This is a genomic window from Yersinia sp. 2540 StPb PI (assembly GCF_052217165.1).
Taxonomy (GTDB): domain Bacteria; phylum Pseudomonadota; class Gammaproteobacteria; order Enterobacterales; family Enterobacteriaceae; genus Yersinia; species Yersinia enterocolitica_E.
Genome location: NZ_JAZGQC010000001.1, coordinates 4,422,827 through 4,445,174, shown reverse-complemented (window position 1 = coordinate 4,445,174; position 22,348 = coordinate 4,422,827). Strand labels below are relative to the sequence as shown.

Below are 22,348 nucleotides of genomic sequence, written 5' to 3'. Positions count from 1 at the left end.
CCATATTCAGCAAAATAGCCAATTAACACTTACCAGCCTTTCACTGCACCACCGTTGAATGCTTTGTTTGCTGCATCGTAAACTTCATCAGACTGATATGCCTGAACGAATTTCTTCACGTTTTCCGCATCTTTGTTATCTTCGCGAGCCACGATCAGATTGACGTAAGGTGACTCTTTATCTTCCACGAACAAGCCATCTTTAGCCGGTGTTAAACCAATCTGGCTGGCGTAGGTGGTATTGATAATCGCCAAGGCGATTTGTTGGTCATCCAAAGAACGTGGTAACTGAGGGGCTTCCAGTTCAACCAGTTTCAGGTTTTTAGGATTCTCAACCACATCCAACACGGTTGGCAGCAGACCAACACCGTCTTTCAGTTTAATCAGCCCCACTTTTTGCAGTAGCAACAGAGAACGGCCCAGATTGGTCGGGTCATTTGGCAGTGCGACCTGAGAACCCTGTTGTAACTCTTCCAATGATTTGATTTTCTTAGAGTAACCAGCAATTGGATAAACGAATGAGTTACCCACAGACACTAACTTGTAGCCACGATCTTTAATTTGCTGATCCAGATAAGGCTTATGCTGGAAGGCATTCAGGTCAATATCACCTTTGCTCAATGCTTCGTTTGGCAAAACATAGTCGTTAAAGGTAACCAGTTCAACATCCAGACCATATTTGTCTTTTGCCACTTTTTGAGCAACTTCAGCAACTTGTTGCTCGGCACCCACAATGACACCAACTTTAATGTGGTTTGGATCTTTCTCTGCCGGGCCGCAACCCACCAGAGCCAAGGTACCAATCAGTGCACTGACTGCCGCGATAGATTTGAATTTTAAAGACATATCCCTTCCTCTATAGACATTCGTTAAGATGCGCCGCTGTGTGAGGCAGTCGCTATACCCTTGGTACTTGGCGCTGCAGGGTTGTTAGCAATTTTCACTTACCCGAATCACTTACTTGAATAAGCTTATCGGGATATGTTCGCTTGCCGCCTACCTGCAACATCAATTCCTTTGGGTAATTGATGTGTTAAGAACTATTTGTGGGTAACGGCTTTTACGATCCGATCGCCACTGAACTGAATCAGGTAAACCAAAATTACTAATAATACTAATACAGTATTCATTACCGTGGCGTTATAGCCAATGTAACCATACTGATAACCGATCTGGCCTAAGCCACCGGCACCGACTGCACCACCCATCGCGGAATAACCGACCAGGGTAATTAATGTAATAGTGGCGGCATTCACCAAGCCGGGTAGGGCTTCGGGCAACAACACCTTTTTAATAATTTGCATTGGGGTCGCTCCCATCGCACGGGCAGCCTCAACCAAACCAGATGGAATCTCTAGTAGGGCATTCTCCACCATACGAGCAATAAAGGGGGCTGCACCGACTGTTAGTGGCACAATCGCCGCCTGTAACCCAATCGATGTACCGACAATCATTCGAGTGAATGGAATCATCCACACCAATAAGATAATAAAAGGTATGGAACGGAAAATATTCACAACTCCAGACAGGGTGCGGTAAATCTTATTGTTGGCGATAATTTGCCCTGGGCGAGTGACATACAGCAGCACCCCAACCGGCAGTCCTAGCACAAAACCAAAGAAACCAGACACAAAAGTCATCATCAGAGTTTCCCAGACGCCTCGGCCCATTAACCACATCATTGCCTCAGACATAACCCAGAACCTCTACTTTTACATGATGATCTTGCAAAAACTTGATGGCAGCGAGGCCATCCTGATCGTCGCCATGCAGCTCTGCTAACATGACACCAAACTTAACGCCACCGGCATAATCCATCTGCGAACTGAGAATCCCGATATCAATATTGAAACGGCGCACCGCTTGTGAAATGAGTGGTGCGTCAACGGACTGACCGGTGAACTCCAATTTCAGCAGTGGAACGCGATCTGCAGTTGGTTCCTGCGTCATACGCTGGGCGTAATCTTCTGGAATATCCAAATGGAGTGTTGATTGGATAAATTGTTGCGCCAGCGGGGTTTTCGGATGCGAGAACACTTCACTGACACTGTCTTTCTCAATCAATTTGCCTTCACTTATTACAGCAACCTGATCACAGATGCGTTTCACCACATCCATTTCATGAGTAATAAGCAAAATAGTTAGTCCCAGACGACGATTAATGTCCTTAAGCAGCTCCAGAATCGAACGAGTGGTTGCCGGGTCTAATGCGCTGGTGGCTTCATCGCACAACAAGACTTTTGGATTACTGGCTAAAGCACGCGCGATAGCAACACGCTGCTTCTGACCGCCCGACAAGTTAGCCGGGTAAGCATCTTGCTTATCCGCTAAACCGACCAGATCCAACAGTTCGGTAACTCTCTTCTTTATATCTGCGCGTGACGTGTTATCCAGCTCTAGAGGCAACGCAATATTGCCATACACCGTGCGAGATGACAGTAAATTGAAATGCTGAAAAATCATGCCGATTTGACGACGCGCACGCGTCAGTTCACCTTCAGATAAGGTTGTCAGATCTTGCCCATCAACCAGAACCTGGCCGCTGGTAGGGCGCTCTAACATATTGGCACAGCGAATCAGTGTACTTTTACCCGCACCTGATGCACCGATAACGCCATAAATTTGTCCAGCAGGGACGTGTAGACTAACGTCTGTAAGCGCGGTAATAGTGTGCGAACCCTGTTGGAACACTTTGCTGATGTGAGAAAGTTTAATCATATTATTCTTATTTTATCGTCGTTTCCGTGGCTAGATAAAAAGTAAACTTCAGCGGAACCAAAGTATAGATTGGATGTTAAGGCGTCTAGACGGCCAAGTCAACTGGCAACACCGATTCTCTTCCATTCTCAATCGGTAATAAAACATGCGATACTAGTGGGGTTTACAGCCCTCAGGAGCAGATAAGTGACTCAGCCCGTCCCCGCAATATTTTTAGATCGTGATGGTACAATTAATGTTGATCACGGTTATGTCCACGAAATTGATAACTTCCAGTTTATAGACGGTGTTATTGATGCTTGTCGTGAATTGAAAGAAATGGGTTTCGCTTTGGTATTGGTAACCAATCAATCAGGTATTGCACGCGGTATGTTTACCGAAGAGCAATTTGTAAGTCTCACCGAGTGGATGGATTGGTCTCTGGCTGACCGTGGTGTTGACCTGGACGGCATCTACTTCTGTCCGCATCACCCCGATGGCAGTGTAGCGGAGTTCAGTGAAACATGTGAATGCCGCAAACCGCTGCCTGGCATGTTACTGCAAGCACAAAGCGAATTGAACATTGATATGGCTTCTTCTTATATGGTTGGTGACAAAATTGAAGATATGCAGGCAGCATTAGCGGCTAATGTCGGCACTAAAGTGTTAGTTCGCACTGGCAAGCCTGTTAGCGCAGAAGGAGAGGTGCTAGCTGATTGGGTGCTAAATAGTCTGGCTGACCTGCCAAAAGCGATAAAAACGCGTCATAAGTAGTCTTTGCGTTCAAATAATCAGCAGTTAGAAAAAACTTTAAGATAAACCCTTGCCATTCTGAGGCGGCTCCCTATAATGCGCATCCATCGACACGGCGCTGTGAGCAACTTCACAGAGTGGCCGGGAAGAGCAGAGAAAATTAACTGATTAAGTGGTTGACTCTGTAGCGGGAAAGCGTAATATCTGCCTCCCGCGTTACCGTAAGATTCGCCGAAAGGCAAACGGGTAACGAACGCTCTTTAACAATTTATCAGACAATCTGTGTGGGCACTCGCAAGACGATATCGAAGCCTGTTTCGACAGGCAGAAGAAATATCAAAGTCTTGAAGAGTGACCAAAGCAGTACACATTTGAACTTCGGTTCGAATGCTTATTTGCAGAAAGTAATCTTTGAGCATCGCTGCTTTTATTAGCAGCAAATCAAACAAATCTTAAATTGAAGAGTTTGATCATGGCTCAGATTGAACGCTGGCGGCAGGCCTAACACATGCAAGTCGAGCGGCAGCGGGAAGTAGTTTACTACTTTGCCGGCGAGCGGCGGACGGGTGAGTAATGTCTGGGAAACTGCCTGATGGAGGGGGATAACTACTGGAAACGGTAGCTAATACCGCATGACCTCGCAAGAGCAAAGTGGGGGACCTTCGGGCCTCACGCCATCGGATGTGCCCAGATGGGATTAGCTAGTAGGTGGGGTAATGGCTCACCTAGGCGACGATCCCTAGCTGGTCTGAGAGGATGACCAGCCACACTGGAACTGAGACACGGTCCAGACTCCTACGGGAGGCAGCAGTGGGGAATATTGCACAATGGGCGCAAGCCTGATGCAGCCATGCCGCGTGTGTGAAGAAGGCCTTCGGGTTGTAAAGCACTTTCAGCGAGGAGGAAGGCAATCGTGTTAATAGCACGGTTGATTGACGTTACTCGCAGAAGAAGCACCGGCTAACTCCGTGCCAGCAGCCGCGGTAATACGGAGGGTGCAAGCGTTAATCGGAATTACTGGGCGTAAAGCGCACGCAGGCGGTTTGTTAAGTCAGATGTGAAATCCCCGCGCTTAACGTGGGAACTGCATTTGAAACTGGCAAGCTAGAGTCTTGTAGAGGGGGGTAGAATTCCAGGTGTAGCGGTGAAATGCGTAGAGATCTGGAGGAATACCGGTGGCGAAGGCGGCCCCCTGGACAAAGACTGACGCTCAGGTGCGAAAGCGTGGGGAGCAAACAGGATTAGATACCCTGGTAGTCCACGCTGTAAACGATGTCGACTTGGAGGTTGTGCCCTTGAGGCGTGGCTTCCGGAGCTAACGCGTTAAGTCGACCGCCTGGGGAGTACGGCCGCAAGGTTAAAACTCAAATGAATTGACGGGGGCCCGCACAAGCGGTGGAGCATGTGGTTTAATTCGATGCAACGCGAAGAACCTTACCTACTCTTGACATCCACGGAATTTAGCAGAGATGCTTTAGTGCCTTCGGGAACCGTGAGACAGGTGCTGCATGGCTGTCGTCAGCTCGTGTTGTGAAATGTTGGGTTAAGTCCCGCAACGAGCGCAACCCTTATCCTTTGTTGCCAGCACGTAATGGTGGGAACTCAAGGGAGACTGCCGGTGATAAACCGGAGGAAGGTGGGGATGACGTCAAGTCATCATGGCCCTTACGAGTAGGGCTACACACGTGCTACAATGGCAGATACAAAGTGAAGCGAACTCGCGAGAGCAAGCGGACCACATAAAGTCTGTCGTAGTCCGGATTGGAGTCTGCAACTCGACTCCATGAAGTCGGAATCGCTAGTAATCGTAGATCAGAATGCTACGGTGAATACGTTCCCGGGCCTTGTACACACCGCCCGTCACACCATGGGAGTGGGTTGCAAAAGAAGTAGGTAGCTTAACCTTCGGGAGGGCGCTTACCACTTTGTGATTCATGACTGGGGTGAAGTCGTAACAAGGTAACCGTAGGGGAACCTGCGGTTGGATCACCTCCTTACCTAAACGATACGCATTGCGTAGTGTCCACACAGATTGTCTGATGAATGTAAATGAGCAAGAGCACCTGTTGATGAGGGTGATGATTGTGCAATAAGACCTCGGTATCGAGTTTTTACTGCATCAGTCGTTCGAATGTGTCACCACATTCTCACCTTTACACAAAAATACTGAATCAGTGATTCAGTAGAAATTTTTGTGTCCCCATCGTCTAGAGGCCTAGGACACTGCCCTTTCACGGCTGTAACAGGGGTTCGAATCCCCTTGGGGACGCCACTCCGATAATGTGTGAAAGACATTATCAACTGAATATCTTAAAGATGACTTTAAGGAGTCGTGTTTAAGATATTGCTCTTTAACAATCTGGAACAAGCTGAAAATTGAAACATTACAGCCGAAATTTATCTCTCCGTAGATATACTGAGATAAAGAGTAACCTGTAATAGAGTCTCTCAAATAATCGCAATGACAATGGGTTAATCATTGTTGCAGTGTGAGCGAGAAGACACTCGGCAAGGCGTACAGCGCACAGCAACCGGAGTGAACTTAACGTTCATGAGGATTGCGCGCACTGCACAACATAGCAGAGTGTGTTCACAGCCACACCAATAACGAAAAACACCTTTGGGTTGTGAGGTTAAGCGACTAAGCGTACACGGTGGATGCCTAGGCAGTCAGAGGCGATGAAGGGCGTGCTAATCTGCGAAAAGCGTCGGTAAGCTGATATGAAGCGTTACAACCGACGATACCCGAATGGGGAAACCCAGTGCAATTCGTTGCACTATTGCATGGTGAATACATAGCCATGCAAGGCGAACCGGGGGAACTGAAACATCTAAGTACCCCGAGGAAAAGAAATCAACCGAGATTCCCCCAGTAGCGGCGAGCGAACGGGGAAGAGCCCAGAGTCTGAATCAGTTTGTGTGTTAGTGGAAGCGTCTGGAAAGTCGCACGGTACAGGGTGATAGTCCCGTACACCAAAACACACTTGCTGTGAACTCGATGAGTAGGGCGGGACACGTGACATCCTGTCTGAATATGGGGGGACCATCCTCCAAGGCTAAATACTCCTGACTGACCGATAGTGAACCAGTACCGTGAGGGAAAGGCGAAAAGAACCCCGGCGAGGGGAGTGAAATAGAACCTGAAACCGTGTACGTACAAGCAGTGGGAGCACCTTCGTGGTGTGACTGCGTACCTTTTGTATAATGGGTCAGCGACTTATATTTTGTAGCAAGGTTAACCGAATAGGGGAGCCGTAGGGAAACCGAGTCTTAACTGGGCGTCTAGTTGCAAGGTATAGACCCGAAACCCGGTGATCTAGCCATGGGCAGGTTGAAGGTTGGGTAACACTAACTGGAGGACCGAACCGACTAATGTTGAAAAATTAGCGGATGACTTGTGGCTGGGGGTGAAAGGCCAATCAAACCGGGAGATAGCTGGTTCTCCCCGAAAGCTATTTAGGTAGCGCCTCGTGAACTCATCTTCGGGGGTAGAGCACTGTTTCGGCTAGGGGGTCATCCCGACTTACCAAACCGATGCAAACTCCGAATACCGAAGAATGTTATCACGGGAGACACACGGCGGGTGCTAACGTCCGTCGTGAAGAGGGAAACAACCCAGACCGCCAGCTAAGGTCCCAAAGTCATGGTTAAGTGGGAAACGATGTGGGAAGGCATAGACAGCCAGGATGTTGGCTTAGAAGCAGCCATCATTTAAAGAAAGCGTAATAGCTCACTGGTCGAGTCGGCCTGCGCGGAAGATGTAACGGGGCTAAACCATGCACCGAAGCTGCGGCAGCGACACTTAGGTGTTGTTGGGTAGGGGAGCGTTCTGTAAGCCGTTGAAGGTGACCTGTGAGGGTTGCTGGAGGTATCAGAAGTGCGAATGCTGACATAAGTAACGATAATGCGGGTGAAAAACCCGCACGCCGGAAGACCAAGGGTTCCTGTCCAACGTTAATCGGGGCAGGGTGAGTCGACCCCTAAGGCGAGGCTGAAAAGCGTAGTCGATGGGAAACAGGTTAATATTCCTGTACTTGGTGTTACTGCGAAGGGGGGACGGAGAAGGCTAGGCTAGCCGGGCGACGGTTGTCCCGGTTTAAGCATGTAGGCGGTACGACTTGGTAAATCCGGTTGTATATCAACGCTGAGGTGTGATGACGAGTCACTACGGTGATGAAGTAGTTGATGCCAAGCTTCCAGGAAAAGCCTCTAAGCATCAGGTAACATTAAATCGTACCCCAAACCGACACAGGTGGTCAGGTAGAGAATACTCAGGCGCTTGAGAGAACTCGGGTGAAGGAACTAGGCAAAATGGTGCCGTAACTTCGGGAGAAGGCACGCTGGCATTAGGTAATGGGACTTGCTCCCGGCGCCGAAGCCAGTCGCAGATACCAGCTGGCTGCAACTGTTTAATAAAAACACAGCACTGTGCAAACACGAAAGTGGACGTATACGGTGTGACGCCTGCCCGGTGCTGGAAGGTTAATTGATGGGGTCAGCCGCAAGGCGAAGCTCTTGATCGAAGCCCCAGTAAACGGCGGCCGTAACTATAACGGTCCTAAGGTAGCGAAATTCCTTGTCGGGTAAGTTCCGACCTGCACGAATGGCGTAATGATGGCCAGGCTGTCTCCACCCGAGACTCAGTGAAATTGAACTCGCTGTGAAGATGCAGTGTACCCGCGGCAAGACGGAAAGACCCCGTGAACCTTTACTATAGCTTGACACTGAACATTGAGCCTTGATGTGTAGGATAGGTGGGAGGCATTGAAGTGTGGACGCCAGTCTGCATGGAGCCAACCTTGAAATACCACCCTTTAATGTTTGATGTTCTAACTCGGCCCCATAATCTGGGGTGAGGACAGTGTCTGGTGGGTAGTTTGACTGGGGCGGTCTCCTCCCAAAGAGTAACGGAGGAGCACGAAGGTTAGCTAATCACGGTCGGACATCGTGAGGTTAGTGCAAAGGCATAAGCTAGCTTGACTGCGAGAGTGACGGCTCGAGCAGGTACGAAAGTAGGTCTTAGTGATCCGGTGGTTCTGAATGGAAGGGCCATCGCTCAACGGATAAAAGGTACTCCGGGGATAACAGGCTGATACCGCCCAAGAGTTCATATCGACGGCGGTGTTTGGCACCTCGATGTCGGCTCATCACATCCTGGGGCTGAAGTAGGTCCCAAGGGTATGGCTGTTCGCCATTTAAAGTGGTACGCGAGCTGGGTTTAGAACGTCGTGAGACAGTTCGGTCCCTATCTGCCGTGGGCGTTGGAAGATTGAGAGGGGCTGCTCCTAGTACGAGAGGACCGGAGTGGACGAATCACTGGTGTTCGGGTTGTCATGCCAATGGCATTGCCCGGTAGCTAAATTCGGAAGAGATAACCGCTGAAAGCATCTAAGCGGGAAACTTGCCTCGAGATGAGTCTTCCCTGGGGCTTTAAGCCCCCTGAAGGAACGTTAAAGACTATGACGTTGATAGGCTGGGTGTGTAAGTGCAGCGATGCATTGAGCTAACCAGTACTAATGATCCGTGAGGCTTAACCTTACAACACCAAAGGTGTTTTGATTTGAAAGATTGATATTTTCAGCGAAGTTCCGAGATTGGGCTGGCTGGCTGTGTGGAAACATATAGCGGGTTTAGTTTAGACAGAATTTGCCTGGCGGCCTTAGCGCGGTGGTCCCACCTGATCCCATGCCGAACTCAGAAGTGAAACGCCGTAGCGCCGATGGTAGTGTGGGGTCTCCCCATGCGAGAGTAGGACACTGCCAGGCATCAAACAAGCAAAAGAGGCTACCCTAACGGGTGGCCTTTTTTGTTTGTCTGGTGTACAGGTTCGACTCGAGCATGACATGCGACAAACTGCGAATGCAGTTTGAACAGCGCTTGCGCTGGCCCCGGAGGGGTGAGACTCATCCTCAAGATGAGACGAATACTACTGCGAATGCAGTTTGAACAGCGCTTGCGCTGGCCCCGGAGGGGTGAGACTCATCCTCAAGATGAGACGAATATTGTAGGAAAAAATCGTCGGGAACGATTTTAACGTTGCTTGCAACGGCCCGAAGGGCGAATGGCAGGAAAGCCATTCGTACACTGCCAGGCATCAAATAAAGCCGAGACCCCATGCCAAAAGCGTGGGGTTTTTGCTATGGGCAGAATAGTGAAATATGTATAAATAGTGACCTTAGAGTGGTTGCGCCGCAGGGTTCATAGTCAGATGAGTCAAATCCGGCCGTTACAGCGATGAATAAAACAGAAGGCTACCTTGATAGGTGGCTTTTTTTGTTTATGGATTTAGCTGTGAGGATTTGAACCGGGTAAGTAAGGTTTTATCGTAGGAATAGCGTGTTTATTGCTGTAGTGAGGTCAGTTTGCCGCTTGATAAAGGCTGTAACCTGTCATTGCACCAGCGACGTCCCAGGCAAAATCCTTCCAGCTCCAGCCAGTCCCACCTTGACGACTATCATATAACTCCTTACCCGCCCCGATCCCGATAGAAAACAGCAGGCCAAAATTACGGCTCTTGGCATCGGACCAGTTTTGATGCTCACCATAGGCAGTGCCAGCGGCGGCTAAAACGGCGGAGGCAAAGAAATGTTGTGCCTTATCTTTCCCGGTCCAATTATCATTAGCCATGTGCGTGCATGCAGAACTGAGAAAAAACAGTGGAGCGATAAGTAATGGGCGAAGATAAGGTGGGCACCACATGCCGTCTCTCCTCTGGCTAGATACAAAAAACCCGGCATGTAACCGGGTTTTTATATTTATAGAATGCGGCTAATCAGCCGATCGATACGGATCCTGCGCAAACGACGGATCAATTTGCGAACCTTGACTGGATATTGCTGAATATTCTCAAGCTCAAGGTAATGTGAAACAACTTTAGTATGAGTACGGATACACTCCAGCTCTTTAGCGCGCTGCTCGTGCATCTCATGCTTAGGATCGTGGATCAAAATGGCATTTTCCAGATCCAAACGCCATGCGCGTGGATTCAGGTTATTACCGGTAATCAACTGCCAATTATTATCAACCCACATTCCTTTCAGATGATAAGTATTATCGCCATCTTTCCACAGGCGCACGATTAATTGCCCGCTATCGACAAAACGCTGTAAGCGACTCAGGAAGCGGCGCAGGTTGATTTCGTATAAGTAAGGTAACGCGCCAATAATCTTAAATGGTTGATCTTCTGGAATATAAAAGTCATTTGCTGTTTTATCACCAACAATAATCTCGACCTGTTTCCCTTCACGCAGTAGATAAATGATATTGCGGACTAACAGTGCTGGCAGATTAAAGTAAGGTGTACAAATAGTGAGTCGTTCGTCAGCGGAGGCCATTAAATGATGAATCGTTTTATTCAGTTGACTCTTTTTGCCTAAGCCAACCAATGGGGTGACGGCTAGTTCATCATTACTCGCTTGTGCCGGAAATTGATAGCCGATGTCGCGCAGTGACGAGCGAAACTGTCGGGTCTCATTTTTAATCTCAGGATTGGTCGGTCGATCAGCACGATCCAAGCGTTGCACCGCTCCTGCACTTAGCATCCGTTGTTTCACGTAATCGACCATAATTTCGGCCAATGATGGATTCGTGATTAATTGGTATCGGTCATAACGATACTTATCGTTTTGATAGAGGTAGACATCATTGATACTGGCACCACTGTAAATCACAGTATCATCAATGATAAAACCTTTCAGATGCAACACGCCGAGTGCTTCGCGAGTATTGACTGGAACACCGTAAATCGGAACGCAAACATTCGGATGATTGGCTGCCATTTCACAGTACCAATCAGCATTGGTATTGACCGCTGCGGCTCCAATACGCCCACGTTGTGCGCGGTGCCAGTCTACCAGCACGCAAATCTCCAGTTCTGGGCGCTGAAGCTTAGCCTGATAGAGGGCATTCATTACGTCCCGGCCTGCATCATCCTGCTCCAGGTAGAGCGCTACCAGATAAATACGTTTGGTCGCCAGGCCTATTAAATCCAGCAGAGTGGAGCGGAAAACCTTGGGGCAATAAAGTGTTTGGACATCATCAACTGACTGAGGGAGTTTGGGCAGTTGTGCAAGGTGTTGTTGATGTTTACTACGTTTGAATTTTGACAACATCACAGTGCGCTTCTTCTCTTGTTATTTGATGGCAGAACCGCCATATCCTAAAAAACACTAATCCATTGAGTTGGGCGATAATACCACTACTTTCGCGGATTGTGCGCAAGTTTTGCCTGCCAAAGACCGAATCGTTTGGGGTTGTGGTATATATCACGGTGATTCATGTAACTGAAATCAAAGTGTCAGCTCCAGATTAACGATCCCATCTTCCATCTGTACATCAATACTAAAACCGAGTTTTTTAGCTAAACCGATCATGCCACGGTTGTTGGGCATGGTGACTGCGGTTAACCGTGTTAACCCATGGCTGCGAGTATACTGAATCATCTTTTCTAATAGTTCCCGCCCCAGACCCAGCCCTTTAAGGTCTGAGCGCACCAACACGGCAAACTCGGCGTCAATATTGTCAGGGTCAGACAACGCGCGCGTGACGCCAATAATTTCAGGGCCATCATTTTTTTGACGCACAGCGACAAATGCCATTTCTCGATCATAGTCAATCTGCGTCATATTCGCCAAATCATCATGGCTGAATTCATTTATTTCACTGAAGTAGCGATAGTAGAGATCTTCTTTAGTGACTTGATCAATAAACAATTTTAGTAGTGGTTCATCTTCTGGCAAAATTGGGCGGAACAGACAGTGAGAGCCATCTTTAAGTTCGACCTTTTGTTCCAACTCGTGTGGATAGGGGCGGATCGCCAACCGTGCCTGCGGATCGCCGCTGACAGGTGCCAGTTGCATCGAAACATCTAACAGTGTGAATTCGCTACCTGACGCAAGTACCGGGTGAATATCTAACCGGCTGATTTCGGGGCAATCGAGAATTAGATTAGAGACTTGTACCAGTAAACGGCTCAAGCCAGGGATATCCAAGGGTTGTAATGATCCACGGCTGCGAATTTTGCCGCCTTTGACCGCTTGTATAATCAGGTAGCGGGCCAGTGCCATATTGAGTGGCGGCAGCGCGACGGCGGCCTGAGTTTCATGATGCCATTCGATGCCACCTTCACCTAACATGATCAACGGGCCGAAAATCGCATCTTGCTCTACTGCAATTCGCAATTCCTGAGCGCCTGCGCGGTTCGCCATACTTTGCACCAGCAACCCGTGGATACGGGCTTGCGGATAAGTGCGCCTTACCCGGTCAAGAATATCGTCAGCAGCCCGCTGTACTTCAATTGCGGTACGAAGATACAGCATTACGCCCTGGACTTCTGACTTGTGCGGGATATCCGGCGAGCGCAGTTTGATGGCAACCGGATAGCCCAATCGTTCGGCGATATGCACCGCTTCTACGCTATCACTGGCAATCCAGGTTGGCAGTGTGCTGAGGCCATAAGCTTCAAGTATCGGTTGTACTTCATGGGTATCAAGCTGGGTGGCACCTTCTGCCAGCGCCTGGCGAATCAACTGATGCACGTGGGCGGTGTTGGCGGTGAGGCCGACAGGCAGCGCAGGTGTCTCTTTCAATTGCTTCTGGTTACGGCGATATTCCACCATATGCATAAAGGCAGTAATCGCCCCTTCCGGTGTGCGATAGGTGGGGATCCCGGCTTCGGTGAACAGTCGGCGCGCATCTTGTGATGAATATTCACCACACCAGTTAGTGAGCAGGGTAAGGCGTTTGCCGCGTGGGTGCTGACGGATAGCGGAAATCAGTAATTCTGCTGTTTTGCTCCCTGGCGCAGCAGCGCTCGGGGAATGAATCAGCAATAGCGCATCGTAGTCGGTACTGTCCAGTAGCGGTTTAAGCGCCGCCAGATAGCGCTCAGCGCTGGCATCATCGCGCAAGTCTATGGGATTACGTAAGGAAACAAAAGAGGGTAGCACGGCACTCAGCGCCGATTGGGTGGTATCAGACAGTGTTGCCAACTTGCCATTACGGCTGATTAGCTCATCCAGCGCCATGGCCGCCGGGGCGGAACCATTGCTGACAATCAATAACCGTTCACCCCGTAGCGGGTGCATGTGGCTGAGTGTTTCGACGGCGGAGAATAGCTCGTGAGTATCCTGCACCCGCAGCAGGCCGGCCCGCTGAATCGCCGCATCATAAGCCGCGTCCAGCCCTTGCTGACCATTTAGCAACTGCTGAGCACGCTGTGTGCGGCCACTTTTGACCACCAGAATCGGTTTATTGCGCGAAGCGCTGCGCGAGGCGGATAAAAACCGGCGCGCATCACTGATATGTTCGATATACAGCATAATGGCACTGGTTTTGCCATCTCTGGCCAGGAAATCGAGTAAGTCATCGACATCAATATCCAGGCTGTCACCCAGCGCAATAAAATACGAGAAGCCAACTTCCCGCTGCTGCGCCCAGTCGAGAATGGTGTTTGCTACCGCGGCTGATTGAGAGATAAATGCCAGCCGCCCTTTCTTGATGGGAACGGGTGAGAAACTGGCATTTAGCCCTTGCCACGGAGCCAGCAAGCCCAGGCTGTTGGGGCCAAGTAAGCGCATATGATGGCGTTGCGCGCAGGCTTTCAGCTCTGGGAACTGTTCAGTTGCGGCAGACAGAATGATGACTGCTTTACAGCCACGGATGCCGAGATCTTCCAACAGGGCCAAATTGCGGCTGTCATGAGTACACAAAATCGCCAGATCGGGCGTAATCGGCAGGCTAGCGATATCTGCGTAAGCCAACACACCACATACTGCTTTATGGGTTGGGGTCACCGGTAGAATAGGGCCATTGAAGCCGCCATCCAGCAAATTACGCATCATCAGGAAACCGGCGCGATCCGGTTTTTCAGAAGCGCCGATAACCGCAATAGACTTCGGGCGTAGTAGTGCTTCTAATCCACGTTGGCTCATCGTTTATCCCCGTTATCTTTCAAGTTGCAGGTGTGTTGGCTGCGCTCACTCAGCCTGCGGGCTCGCATCAATACTGTTCAAACTGGTTCCAGAACGATTCGCCGCCTTCCTGCGCCCTGAAATCTATTGGGTATAAGTTAAAGACAGCTTATCTGATTTTATGTGCTTTCTTCGACAGTTGCTGTGACTCGCCCCACTGGATGGTGAGGTTTTCCCGCTAAATATTGCTGGCGGAAATAGAGGAAATGGGCCGTTAATTGGTCTGCGGCCTGAATATCACCCGCTTGTTGTAGCAGGGTAGCGGCGACTTCGACCGTGCAGTGTTGCTCTGGGCGTGGGGCTTCGCGTAACAGATAATCCGAGCTATTAGTGACATTGAGTGACAGCATCGGCAGGTCAGCCAGATAGGGACTTTTGCGGAACATCTTTTTGGCTTCGTTCCAGGTGCCGTCCAGCAGTATAAATAGCGGAGGCTTATCGCTAATGGGCAAGTGATTGAGTATCTGCCGTGGTGGTTCAGCGTATTTTTCTGGGAATACGACATATGGCTGGCGCGCAGGGTCGCCAATGGCCGCCAGCAATGCAGGGTCAACCTCAGTGCGCGCCCAGAGAAAGGCTTGGGTGTCGGGCAGAATATCTGCGATCAAGCGGCCGGTATTGCTGGGTTTTAGGGGTTCGGTATCAAACATAATCAGGCAAAAGCGGCTGGCGGCTGGCTGCGGTTTTATGGTATCGCACAAACAAAAACGCTCTGCCAACAAGCAGCCCTGACAACGTATTGCGCGACAGCCACGGGCACGATAGGCGCGCGTGGATGCGGCTAAACGCTGCCGGCGTAAACGCAGTACGGCATTTTCCGTCGTGAGAACCGTATCTAATAAAGCATGGTCAGTGATCAATATTTCAGTCACGACGGACTCCTGATGAAATAGCGCTATTCTAATCAACCCTTACGCTTAGTCATACCATAAAACAAAAAAACAATGCCCCGACAAAAAACTGTCAGGGCATCAATCTCACCGGGCGACTACGCTGCGCCGAGACGCGATAAATGAGTTAAACTAGCTTATCGGGCGGCTGGCTCTACTGATAATTGCTCATCTAGCCAATGATCAAAAGGCGCTTTTGGCAATGCGCCACTGAGCATGTCGACCATTTTACCGTTGCGGTACAGCATAATAGTAGGAATGCTGCGGATACGGAAACGGGTACTAAGCTCGGGTTCGGCTTCGGTGTTAACTTTGACGAAACGGACTTTTCCGGCGCGTTCTGCGGCAACATCTTCATAGATAGGCGCGAAGCTGCGGCAAGGCCCGCACCACGGAGCCCAGAAGTCGATGACCACCGGCAGGTCATCTTGCAGCAATTTATCCAGCGTTTCAGTGGTGGCGTTAATCACCTCGCCATCAAATAAAGAGTGGCCGCAGCGCCCACATTTAGCGCCGTCATCAATACGTTCTTCCGGTAGGCGGTTAGTCGCCATACAAGCTGTACATACCGTATTCATAAATTAGCCTTTATTTAGTGTCTCAATAGATAGAAGAGAAAACATCGCTGACTTGTTTCCTTGTTGTTATCTATTATGGAGATAAATGGGATAAGTGCCAAAAAGGTTTATTCGATGAATACGATAGTTGCTAGCTTTTAGCGCTTGCTTATGGCTAACCGGGCGGACATCAGGTAATCTTCGCGCCCTGCGCGTTGGTGGAGAAGACAATGAACGATTCATTTAGTGGCAAAAACGGCAAAGTTAAAGTGATGTACGTCCGCAGTGACGAAAGCAGCAGTGACGACCGTAACAACAATAACCGTAGTAAAAACCAGCGTCCGGCAAGCAAAGGTCGTCCAGGTGACAATGCAAGTCGGGGCAGTTCATCGCGTAATAATGATTCACGTCGTAATGATTCCGGCCGTAATGAACGCGTGAGTCCTAGCCGCCCGGCACGTTCTGAAGGCAATGGCCCTTACGATTCACCGTGGAAAACGGTATCCCGTGCGCCATCAGAAGAGCCAGAGTTTGATCATGGTGGCATCAGCGGTAAAAGTCATGTAGATCCGGCGCAATTGCGCCGCCAGCGGGCTGAAGAAACACGTGTTTATGGTGAGAATGCTTGTAAGGCATTGTTTGAAAGCCGCCCGGACGCTATCGTCCGCGCCTGGTTTGTGCAGTCAGTTACCCCTCGTTTTCGCGAAGCGCTGAAATGGATGGCGGCTAACCGCAAGGCTTATCATGTGGTTGAAGAAGAGGAGCTGGCGAAGGCTTCTGGCACTGAACACCATGGTGGCGTGTGCTTCCTTATCAAGAAACGTCAGGGTCTGGATGCAGAAACCTATCTGCAACAGCAGACTCAAGCTAAAGACTGTGTACTGGCGCTGGAAGATGTGGGTAACCCACATAACCTCGGCGGCATTATGCGGACCTGCGCGCATTTCGGTATTAACGGTGTGTTGTTGCAAGATCCGGCGATGCTGGAATCGGGTGCTGCAGTGCGTACCGCCGAAGGTGGTGCGGAGCATATCAAGGCTATCAATGCAGACGATTTCCTCTCGGTGTTGGATACCTTCCGTAAAGCCGGTTACACCATCGTGACCACATCGAGTCATAAAGGTGTCAGTCTGTCAAAAGCTGAACTGCCTGCCAAAATGGTGCTGGTATTAGGTCAAGAGAGTGATGGCCTGACCGACAGTGCCTGGCAGCAGGGCGATATGAGTGTGTCTATCGGCGGAACTGGCCGGGTAGAAAGCCTGAATGTGTCAGTGGCAACCGGTATTTTGCTGTCGGAGTGGTGGCGTCAGAATAGCGCCCAATAATACCCTGGTCCTTGCAGCAGCAGGGTTGTTAGCGGCATTGCTTGCTGCCTACCCGCAACTCCAATGACTTTGGGTATATCACTAAGCTAGAAAAATAAAAAAGGGCGCTGATGATAAATCAGTGCCCTTTTTGTTGCTCAGCGTTAGCCGCTAGTGCGCACCGCCGCCGCCGCCGGAGGTAAAGGGTGGCTTGGCAAACCACACCAGCGCCAGCAGCAGCAGGAATACTCCCGCCGAGAGCCAGAAGATCTCATTGGCTGAGATAATTAGCCCCTGATTGGTAATTTCCCGTGCCAGATAAGCCGAGGCTTGTTGCTGATTCATCCCCAGTTTTTCCAACTCCTGATACATCAATGTCGCATTCGGGTTGAACGGGTTAACAAACTCGGTCAGTTGCGAATGGTGCATCGATTCTCTTTGCGTCCAGAGCGTCGTGGTGATGGAGGTACCAATCGATCCCGCCAAGGTTCGCAGGAAGTTAGACAAACTGGATGCTGCGGCCATGCGCTCTGGCGGCAAGCCAGATAACGTAATGGCGGTCAGTGGCATAAAGAAGCAGGCAATAGCAAAGCCTTGCACAAATTGCGGCCACGCCGATGCACCAAAATCCATTCCCGGTTCGAATGTGTAAGCCCGCCAGTAGAAACATACCGCATACATAATGAAGCTGAAGGTGACTAACTGTCGCATATCAATTCGATGAGAGAAGCGACCAATGATCGGTGATAACAGCACCGGCAATATGCCTACCGGCGCAGATGCCAGGCCAGCCCAGGTGGCGGTGTAGCCATATACCTCCTGTAGTAGTTGTGGCAGCAAGACAATCGCGCCAAAGTACAACATATAGGCCAGGCTGATGCACAAGCAACCAATGGTAAAGTTTCTCGATTTGAATAACGAGAGATCAATCACCGGGTGGTCGTCGGTTAGTTCCCAGACTATCAAGAAGGTAATGGCAATCACGGCAATGACCGTCAGGACGATAATCTCGGTCGAGTTAAACCAATCCAGCTCCTTACCTTGGTCAAGCATGATTTGTAACGCGCCGATCCCAACCACCAATAGCACCAGCCCCACCGTATCAATGGGTTTGATTTCAGTTTTGGTCTCACGTCCTTTTAAGGTACTGCCTGCGACCAGAATAACCACCAGCCCGATAGGGATGTTGATAAAGAAGATCCAGCCCCAGTGATAGTTATCGCTGATATAACCGCCGAGGATCGGCCCAAATATCGGGGCCACGACAATTGTCATCGACCACAATGCCAGGGCCATACTTCGCTTCGCTGGCGGATAGTTATTTAGTAACAGGCTTTGCGATAGCGGAATCAATGGCCCTGCGACCAACCCCTGAATCACCCGGAAGAAGATAAGCATCCCCAGGCTGTTGGAAATACCACACAACCATGAAGCCAGAGCAAATAGCCCGGTTGCCCACAGGAACAGGCGCACTTCACCAATGCGCTTGGCCAGCCAGCCGGTGATGGGGATCGAAATAGCATTTGCCACCCCGAACGAAGTAATAACCCAAGTGCCTTGCGAGTTGGATGAGCCTAAATCACCGGCAATAGTAGGAATAGCCACGTTTGCAATGGTGGAGTCCAACACCTGCATGAAGGTTGCTAATGATAGCGCGACCGTCATCCAGGCGAGTTGGGCACCCTCAAGCGGTTTTTGTGCCACAGAGGCCTCCGGCGCGCTTAACTTGCATTTGCATCAACATTAACCCGCATTCGCATGAACAATGTCGCTAATCATTTGATTAACCGGTGCTAAATCCAGTGACAGCGCGTTAGTTACAAATGCAGGTTCTTTACGCACATTTTGTGCCAGCACTTGGCCATCGGTGTTGGCGGTATCCACTCTAACCGTGGTAGACAGGCCAATACGCAGCGGATGTTCAGCCAGTTGTTTGTTATCCAGTTCGATACGGACTGGCAGGCGCTGAACCACTTTAATCCAGTTACCGGTGGCATTTTGCGCCGGTAACAGTGAGAAGGCGCTGCCGGTCCCCATGTCCAGACCAACCACTTTCCCCTGATAAACCACGTCATCACCATAGAAATCAGTTATGACTGTGGCGCTTTGGCCAATGCGCATATTTGCTAACTGTGTCTCTTTAAAGTTAGCGTCAACCCACATCTGGTTTGCCGGGATAACTGCCATTAATGGCGCGCCATTGGCAATTTCAGCACCCACTTGCACACTGCGGCGTGAAACAAAACCGTCTACCGGGCTGACAACTTTGGTCCGTTGCAAGGAGAGCCAGGCATCACGTAACTTGGCCGCAGCCTGCTCGACAGCCGGTTGTTTTTCCAATGGGGTATTTAAAACCAATGCCTGATTGGCATTGTATTGTGCAATCGCAACATCCAGCGAAGCCTGTGCGGCATCGACGGCATCACGGGCGTGTTGCAGCTCTTCACGGCCAATAACATTAGCCGAACCGAGCACCACACGGCGTTGTAGGTCATTTTGTGATTTACTCAGTTCAGTTTTTTTCAGAGCAATATTCGCCTGATACTGCTTACTGTTAATCATGAGCTGGTGGGTTTGACGCACACTGTTAGCCAGTGCGGTTTTTGCCTGCTCAAACGCCTGTTCGGCATCAGTTGGGTCAAGAGACAGCAGCACATCGCCACTTTTAACAAAATCGGTATTTTCGAAATTGACACTGACCACGCTGCCGGGAACCTGCGACATGATCTGTATCTGGTTGCCTGAAATATAAGCATTATCAGTCTCTTGATGATGACGTAACACCAAGAACCAATAAATAAAATAGGCCACGCCAAGGATGATAAAAATAACCGTCAGGAGAAGAAGTATGCGTTTACGTTGCTTCTTCTTGTTCTGCGGTTGTTGCGGGATTTGAGCTTCCGCGCTTGTACTCATGGTCTTCCCCACATTTTATATTGTTTTATTTTGTGAACCCTCATTGACCGGGGCCTGATAACCACCACCCAATGAACGGATCAAACTAATCCTGGCCTGCAATAAATGGTTGCTGGCGCTAAGTTCCGATTGTTGCTGTTGTAGATATTGTGATTCGGTTACCAACAGCTCATCACTGCCGATAATCCCAGTGTTATAACGGGCATTGGGCTGCAATATCCGGGTGTTAGCCGAGTAAATCAGTCGTCAGTTCAGCCCTTAAAAAATGGCGAACAAAGGCGTGAGTCTCCAGCTATGTGGGGATCGCATAGTTATTTACCTGGATCAAGTAATGCGCCTGGATAGATATATTGGAATTACTGCTCCGGTACTTCCATTTGATCTAAACGAGACAGTAACTTGCGCGTCAGCGTTTCAAGCTGTTGCTGTTCGTCAGCGTCCAGGGTTGACCAAAGAAAATGCAGACATTTATGTTGTGGGGGCAGCAGCTGATTCAAAAACTCAACGCCCGCCTCGGTCAGATGCAAATGCAAACAACGGCGGTCATTGTGGCTTTCGCGGCGCTCAATCCAACCTTTCTTTTCCAGTTCGTCAGCAATGCGGGTCGCATTAGTGCGCGAAGAACCCAGTGCCGCACTCAGTTCAGACGGTTGGATACTGCGACTTTCCTGCGCATCCAGTGTAATTAATGCCATAAATAAGGTTTCGTTAATTCCTTGTGCTTTCAGCATTTTGTTGCGATTTTCTAGCAACTTACTGTGCATATGCATACACAAGCGTGTCAGTAGAATCTCCTGATAAGGGAAATCTTTCTGGCGTTTGGCACGAAAATTAAGCATCTGTTCTATAGGACTAAACGAACTTTCCATTATAATGAGCCTCATTAATTTCAAATGGTACAGTAACGATAGTGACTAATAATGTAAACGGTATAATTCGAGAAAAATTTAGCAATTCGTGTTATTCAGTCACTGTTTGTAAGTAATTAGTATCACTAATTGTAAGGGTGTTGTGTTTTAGCTCACAATTCAGGCAATCTCTTATCCCAAAATCATGAGCAATTTGAATGTCAGTCCATAGCTGATCGCGCCAAATAACGTGGCGAAGATAATACTGTTGGTTTTATAAAAGCAACCGCAGATAACCAGAAAGCCAATCAGTGTCGGCATGAGTTTCTGCGGGTTATGCATAATTTCTGGTGTACTGGAAACCACCAATAACGCACAGATAGAAGCAATCCCAATGCTGTCCAACAGCAGTGAAACGCGGCCTCGTTGCAGACCCGCTGGTTTACGTGCTGGTCCCAGGCGCAGTGGCAAATAACGAAACAGGTAATTTACCGTCCCCACCACTAACCCAATAATCAGGACATCTGAATTCATGGTGTCGGCTCCTGCTCGTTATTTTCACTGTGTTCGGTCACCACTTCTGGTGTGGGTTGCAGCAGGGCGGCCAGGCACCCTGCGCCAATTCCGGCCAAAATTGCCACCGGAATAGAGAACAACACGGCGCCGAGCAATGCGCCACTCAGCGAGGCGATAACGGTTAGGCTATATTGGCGTTTAAATGAGGCCAGCAGAAAGCTCAAGAACAACGCCGGTAACATAAAGGAGAGGGAGGCCTCAATAGCGGGATAATTCTCCAACGGGCCATTGCCAAACATGGCACCGATTGCGGTACCTGCCACCCAAGATAGCCAAGAGGTAAACGCGATACCGAGCATCCAGTTTTCGCTCCAGCGCCGCTGATCTTTCATTAACTTGGTGGTGGCAGCAGCAAACACTTCATCGGTCAAACCAAATGCCCACAGCGCGGTTTTTTTAGCGGATAATTTGGTCAGAATACGGTGTTTGAGTGCCGGTCCATACAAGATATGACGGATATCCATTGCCATCACGGTTAAGGCGGAAACCCATAATGACATCCCGGCGCTGAGCAGGGCGGTAATAACGAATTGGCTGGCACCGGCATAAATGATGCAAGAGAAGAAAATACCTTCCAGCGGGGTAAAACCCAGTTTTACCGAACTCAGACCAAAGGCGAAGGCGACGGGTAAATAGCCGATAACGATAGGCAGGCTATCGGTAATGCCCTCCGTAAAGGTGGCGGTTGACCGGGTAGTTGGCGGAGAGTCGGTGATTTGGCTTGGCATAAGATCTTTGGGTTACAGGGCAAAATAACAAGTTAGGTAACATTACCAGAGTGGTAATTTTCTTAACACCCTATAACCCAAATTTATATCTGTATTGATTATTAGTTAGC

At 49.6% G+C, this 22,348-nt stretch carries 15 protein-coding genes, 1 tRNA gene, 3 rRNA genes and 1 pseudogene; 6 read left to right on the top strand and 14 right to left on the bottom strand.

Translation table 11 applies throughout. From position 1 onward, the window contains the following. Window positions 1-29 precede the first annotated feature (29 nt). The 3 genes from V1956_RS20835 to metN form a co-directional block, all read right to left on the bottom strand. The gene (locus V1956_RS20835) at window positions 30-845 is read right to left on the bottom strand and encodes a MetQ/NlpA family lipoprotein (RefSeq protein ID WP_442825613.1); all 816 of its coding nucleotides are present in this window, start codon (window positions 843-845) and stop codon (window positions 30-32) included. Between the two features lie 194 nt (window positions 846-1,039). Then, window positions 1,040-1,693, bottom strand: coding sequence for a methionine ABC transporter permease MetI (locus V1956_RS20830; protein ID WP_050078607.1), 654 nt, complete (start codon window positions 1,691-1,693; stop codon window positions 1,040-1,042). Further along, a complete protein-coding gene (metN, locus tag V1956_RS20825; protein WP_083162968.1) occupies window positions 1,686-2,717 on the bottom strand; it encodes a methionine ABC transporter ATP-binding protein MetN in 1,032 nt (343 codons plus the stop codon). The genes V1956_RS20830 and metN overlap by 8 nt, the downstream gene beginning before the upstream one ends. 186 nt (window positions 2,718-2,903) lie before the next feature. Between metN and gmhB the strand changes: the two genes are divergently transcribed. From gmhB to rrf, 5 genes are all read left to right on the top strand, one after another. Next, window positions 2,904-3,470 (top strand): D-glycero-beta-D-manno-heptose 1,7-bisphosphate 7-phosphatase, encoded by a 567-nt coding sequence (gene gmhB, locus V1956_RS20820; RefSeq protein ID WP_372559751.1) that lies wholly within the window; start codon window positions 2,904-2,906, stop codon window positions 3,468-3,470. Window positions 3,471-3,903: 433 nt separating this feature from the next. After that, window positions 3,904-5,446: ribosomal RNA gene (locus tag V1956_RS20815) — 16S ribosomal RNA — on the top strand. A gap of 199 nt (window positions 5,447-5,645) precedes the next feature. Beyond that, window positions 5,646-5,721: transfer RNA gene (locus tag V1956_RS20810), tRNA-Glu, on the top strand. Window positions 5,722-6,080: 359 nt separating this feature from the next. Next, window positions 6,081-8,987, top strand: a 23S ribosomal RNA gene (locus V1956_RS20805). Between the two features lie 111 nt (window positions 8,988-9,098). Beyond that, window positions 9,099-9,214: ribosomal RNA gene (gene rrf, locus V1956_RS20800) — 5S ribosomal RNA — on the top strand. Together the 16S, 23S and 5S rRNA genes with 1 tRNA gene alongside form the textbook arrangement of a ribosomal RNA operon. Window positions 9,215-9,806: 592 nt before the next feature. Here rrf and V1956_RS20795 read toward each other — a convergent pair. From V1956_RS20795 to trxC, 5 genes are all read right to left on the bottom strand, one after another. Then, window positions 9,807-10,148 carry a YfiM family lipoprotein gene (locus tag V1956_RS20795; RefSeq protein ID WP_083160207.1) on the bottom strand — a complete coding sequence of 114 codons (342 nt, stop codon included), beginning with the start codon at window positions 10,146-10,148 and terminating at the stop codon, window positions 9,807-9,809. A 56-nt stretch (window positions 10,149-10,204) separates the two neighbouring features. Continuing rightward, the gene (gene pssA, locus V1956_RS20790) at window positions 10,205-11,557 is read right to left on the bottom strand and encodes a CDP-diacylglycerol--serine O-phosphatidyltransferase (protein WP_372559835.1); all 1,353 of its coding nucleotides are present in this window, start codon (window positions 11,555-11,557) and stop codon (window positions 10,205-10,207) included. Between the two features lie 180 nt (window positions 11,558-11,737). Then, the gene (locus V1956_RS20785) at window positions 11,738-14,380 is read right to left on the bottom strand and encodes a bifunctional acetate--CoA ligase family protein/GNAT family N-acetyltransferase (protein WP_420071326.1); all 2,643 of its coding nucleotides are present in this window, start codon (window positions 14,378-14,380) and stop codon (window positions 11,738-11,740) included. A 158-nt stretch (window positions 14,381-14,538) separates the two neighbouring features. Next, window positions 14,539-15,291 (bottom strand): tRNA-uridine aminocarboxypropyltransferase, encoded by a 753-nt coding sequence (locus V1956_RS20780; RefSeq protein ID WP_372558126.1) that lies wholly within the window; start codon window positions 15,289-15,291, stop codon window positions 14,539-14,541. A 155-nt stretch (window positions 15,292-15,446) separates the two neighbouring features. Then, window positions 15,447-15,887 (bottom strand): thioredoxin TrxC, encoded by a 441-nt coding sequence (trxC, locus tag V1956_RS20775; protein WP_420071328.1) that lies wholly within the window; start codon window positions 15,885-15,887, stop codon window positions 15,447-15,449. 209 nt (window positions 15,888-16,096) lie between these two features. On the opposite strand from trxC, the gene V1956_RS20770 reads away from it, so the two are divergent. After that, complete coding sequence (locus V1956_RS20770; protein WP_083160197.1) at window positions 16,097-17,191, top strand: tRNA/rRNA methyltransferase; 1,095 nt, start codon at window positions 16,097-16,099, stop codon at window positions 17,189-17,191. Between the two features lie 150 nt (window positions 17,192-17,341). Here V1956_RS20770 and emrB read toward each other — a convergent pair whose 3' ends face one another. The 6 genes and pseudogenes from emrB to V1956_RS20740 all read right to left on the bottom strand — a co-directional run bounded on the left by emrB (window position 17,342) and on the right by V1956_RS20740 (window position 22,238). Beyond that, the gene (gene emrB, locus V1956_RS20765) at window positions 17,342-18,874 is read right to left on the bottom strand and encodes a multidrug efflux MFS transporter permease subunit EmrB (RefSeq protein WP_083160195.1); all 1,533 of its coding nucleotides are present in this window, start codon (window positions 18,872-18,874) and stop codon (window positions 17,342-17,344) included. 39 nt (window positions 18,875-18,913) lie between these two features. Further along, a complete protein-coding gene (gene emrA, locus V1956_RS20760) occupies window positions 18,914-20,086 on the bottom strand; it encodes a multidrug efflux MFS transporter periplasmic adaptor subunit EmrA (protein ID WP_420071329.1) in 1,173 nt (390 codons plus the stop codon). A 15-nt stretch (window positions 20,087-20,101) separates the two neighbouring features. After that, a pseudogene (locus tag V1956_RS20755) lies at window positions 20,102-20,293 on the bottom strand (efflux transporter outer membrane subunit); the annotation flags it as partial. Between the two features lie 149 nt (window positions 20,294-20,442). Continuing rightward, entirely contained in the window at window positions 20,443-20,955 is a 513-nt protein-coding gene (gene mprA / locus V1956_RS20750; protein WP_083160191.1) for a transcriptional repressor MprA, read from the bottom strand. A 171-nt stretch (window positions 20,956-21,126) separates the two neighbouring features. Continuing rightward, on the bottom strand, window positions 21,127-21,468 hold the full coding sequence (gene ygaH / locus V1956_RS20745) for an L-valine transporter subunit YgaH (protein ID WP_372558129.1): 342 nt from the start codon (window positions 21,466-21,468) through the stop codon (window positions 21,127-21,129). Then, the gene (locus V1956_RS20740) at window positions 21,465-22,238 is read right to left on the bottom strand and encodes an AzlC family ABC transporter permease (RefSeq protein WP_442825612.1); all 774 of its coding nucleotides are present in this window, start codon (window positions 22,236-22,238) and stop codon (window positions 21,465-21,467) included. The genes ygaH and V1956_RS20740 overlap by 4 nt, the downstream gene beginning before the upstream one ends. Between the last annotated feature and the right edge of the window lie 110 nt (window positions 22,239-22,348).

What these genes read in the sequence shown, in the direction of transcription:
- V1956_RS20830 (WP_050078607.1), bottom strand. Translation starts at nt 1,693, where the DNA reads ATGTCTGAGGCAATGATGTGGTTAATGGGCCGAGGCGTCTGGGAAACT.
- emrA (WP_420071329.1), bottom strand. Translation starts at nt 20,086, where the DNA reads ATGAGTACAAGCGCGGAAGCTCAAATCCCGCAACAACCGCAGAACAAG.
- V1956_RS20835 (WP_442825613.1), bottom strand. Translation starts at nt 845, where the DNA reads ATGTCTTTAAAATTCAAATCTATCGCGGCAGTCAGTGCACTGATTGGT.
- V1956_RS20770 (WP_083160197.1), top strand. Translation starts at nt 16,097, where the DNA reads ATGAACGATTCATTTAGTGGCAAAAACGGCAAAGTTAAAGTGATGTAC.
- V1956_RS20785 (WP_420071326.1), bottom strand. Translation starts at nt 14,380, where the DNA reads ATGAGCCAACGTGGATTAGAAGCACTACTACGCCCGAAGTCTATTGCG.
- trxC (WP_420071328.1), bottom strand. Translation starts at nt 15,887, where the DNA reads ATGAATACGGTATGTACAGCTTGTATGGCGACTAACCGCCTACCGGAA.
- metN (WP_083162968.1), bottom strand. Translation starts at nt 2,717, where the DNA reads ATGATTAAACTTTCTCACATCAGCAAAGTGTTCCAACAGGGTTCGCAC.
- V1956_RS20795 (WP_083160207.1), bottom strand. Translation starts at nt 10,148, where the DNA reads ATGTGGTGCCCACCTTATCTTCGCCCATTACTTATCGCTCCACTGTTT.
- mprA (WP_083160191.1), bottom strand. Translation starts at nt 20,955, where the DNA reads ATGGAAAGTTCGTTTAGTCCTATAGAACAGATGCTTAATTTTCGTGCC.
- ygaH (WP_372558129.1), bottom strand. Translation starts at nt 21,468, where the DNA reads ATGAATTCAGATGTCCTGATTATTGGGTTAGTGGTGGGGACGGTAAAT.
- V1956_RS20740 (WP_442825612.1), bottom strand. Translation starts at nt 22,238, where the DNA reads ATGCCAAGCCAAATCACCGACTCTCCGCCAACTACCCGGTCAACCGCC.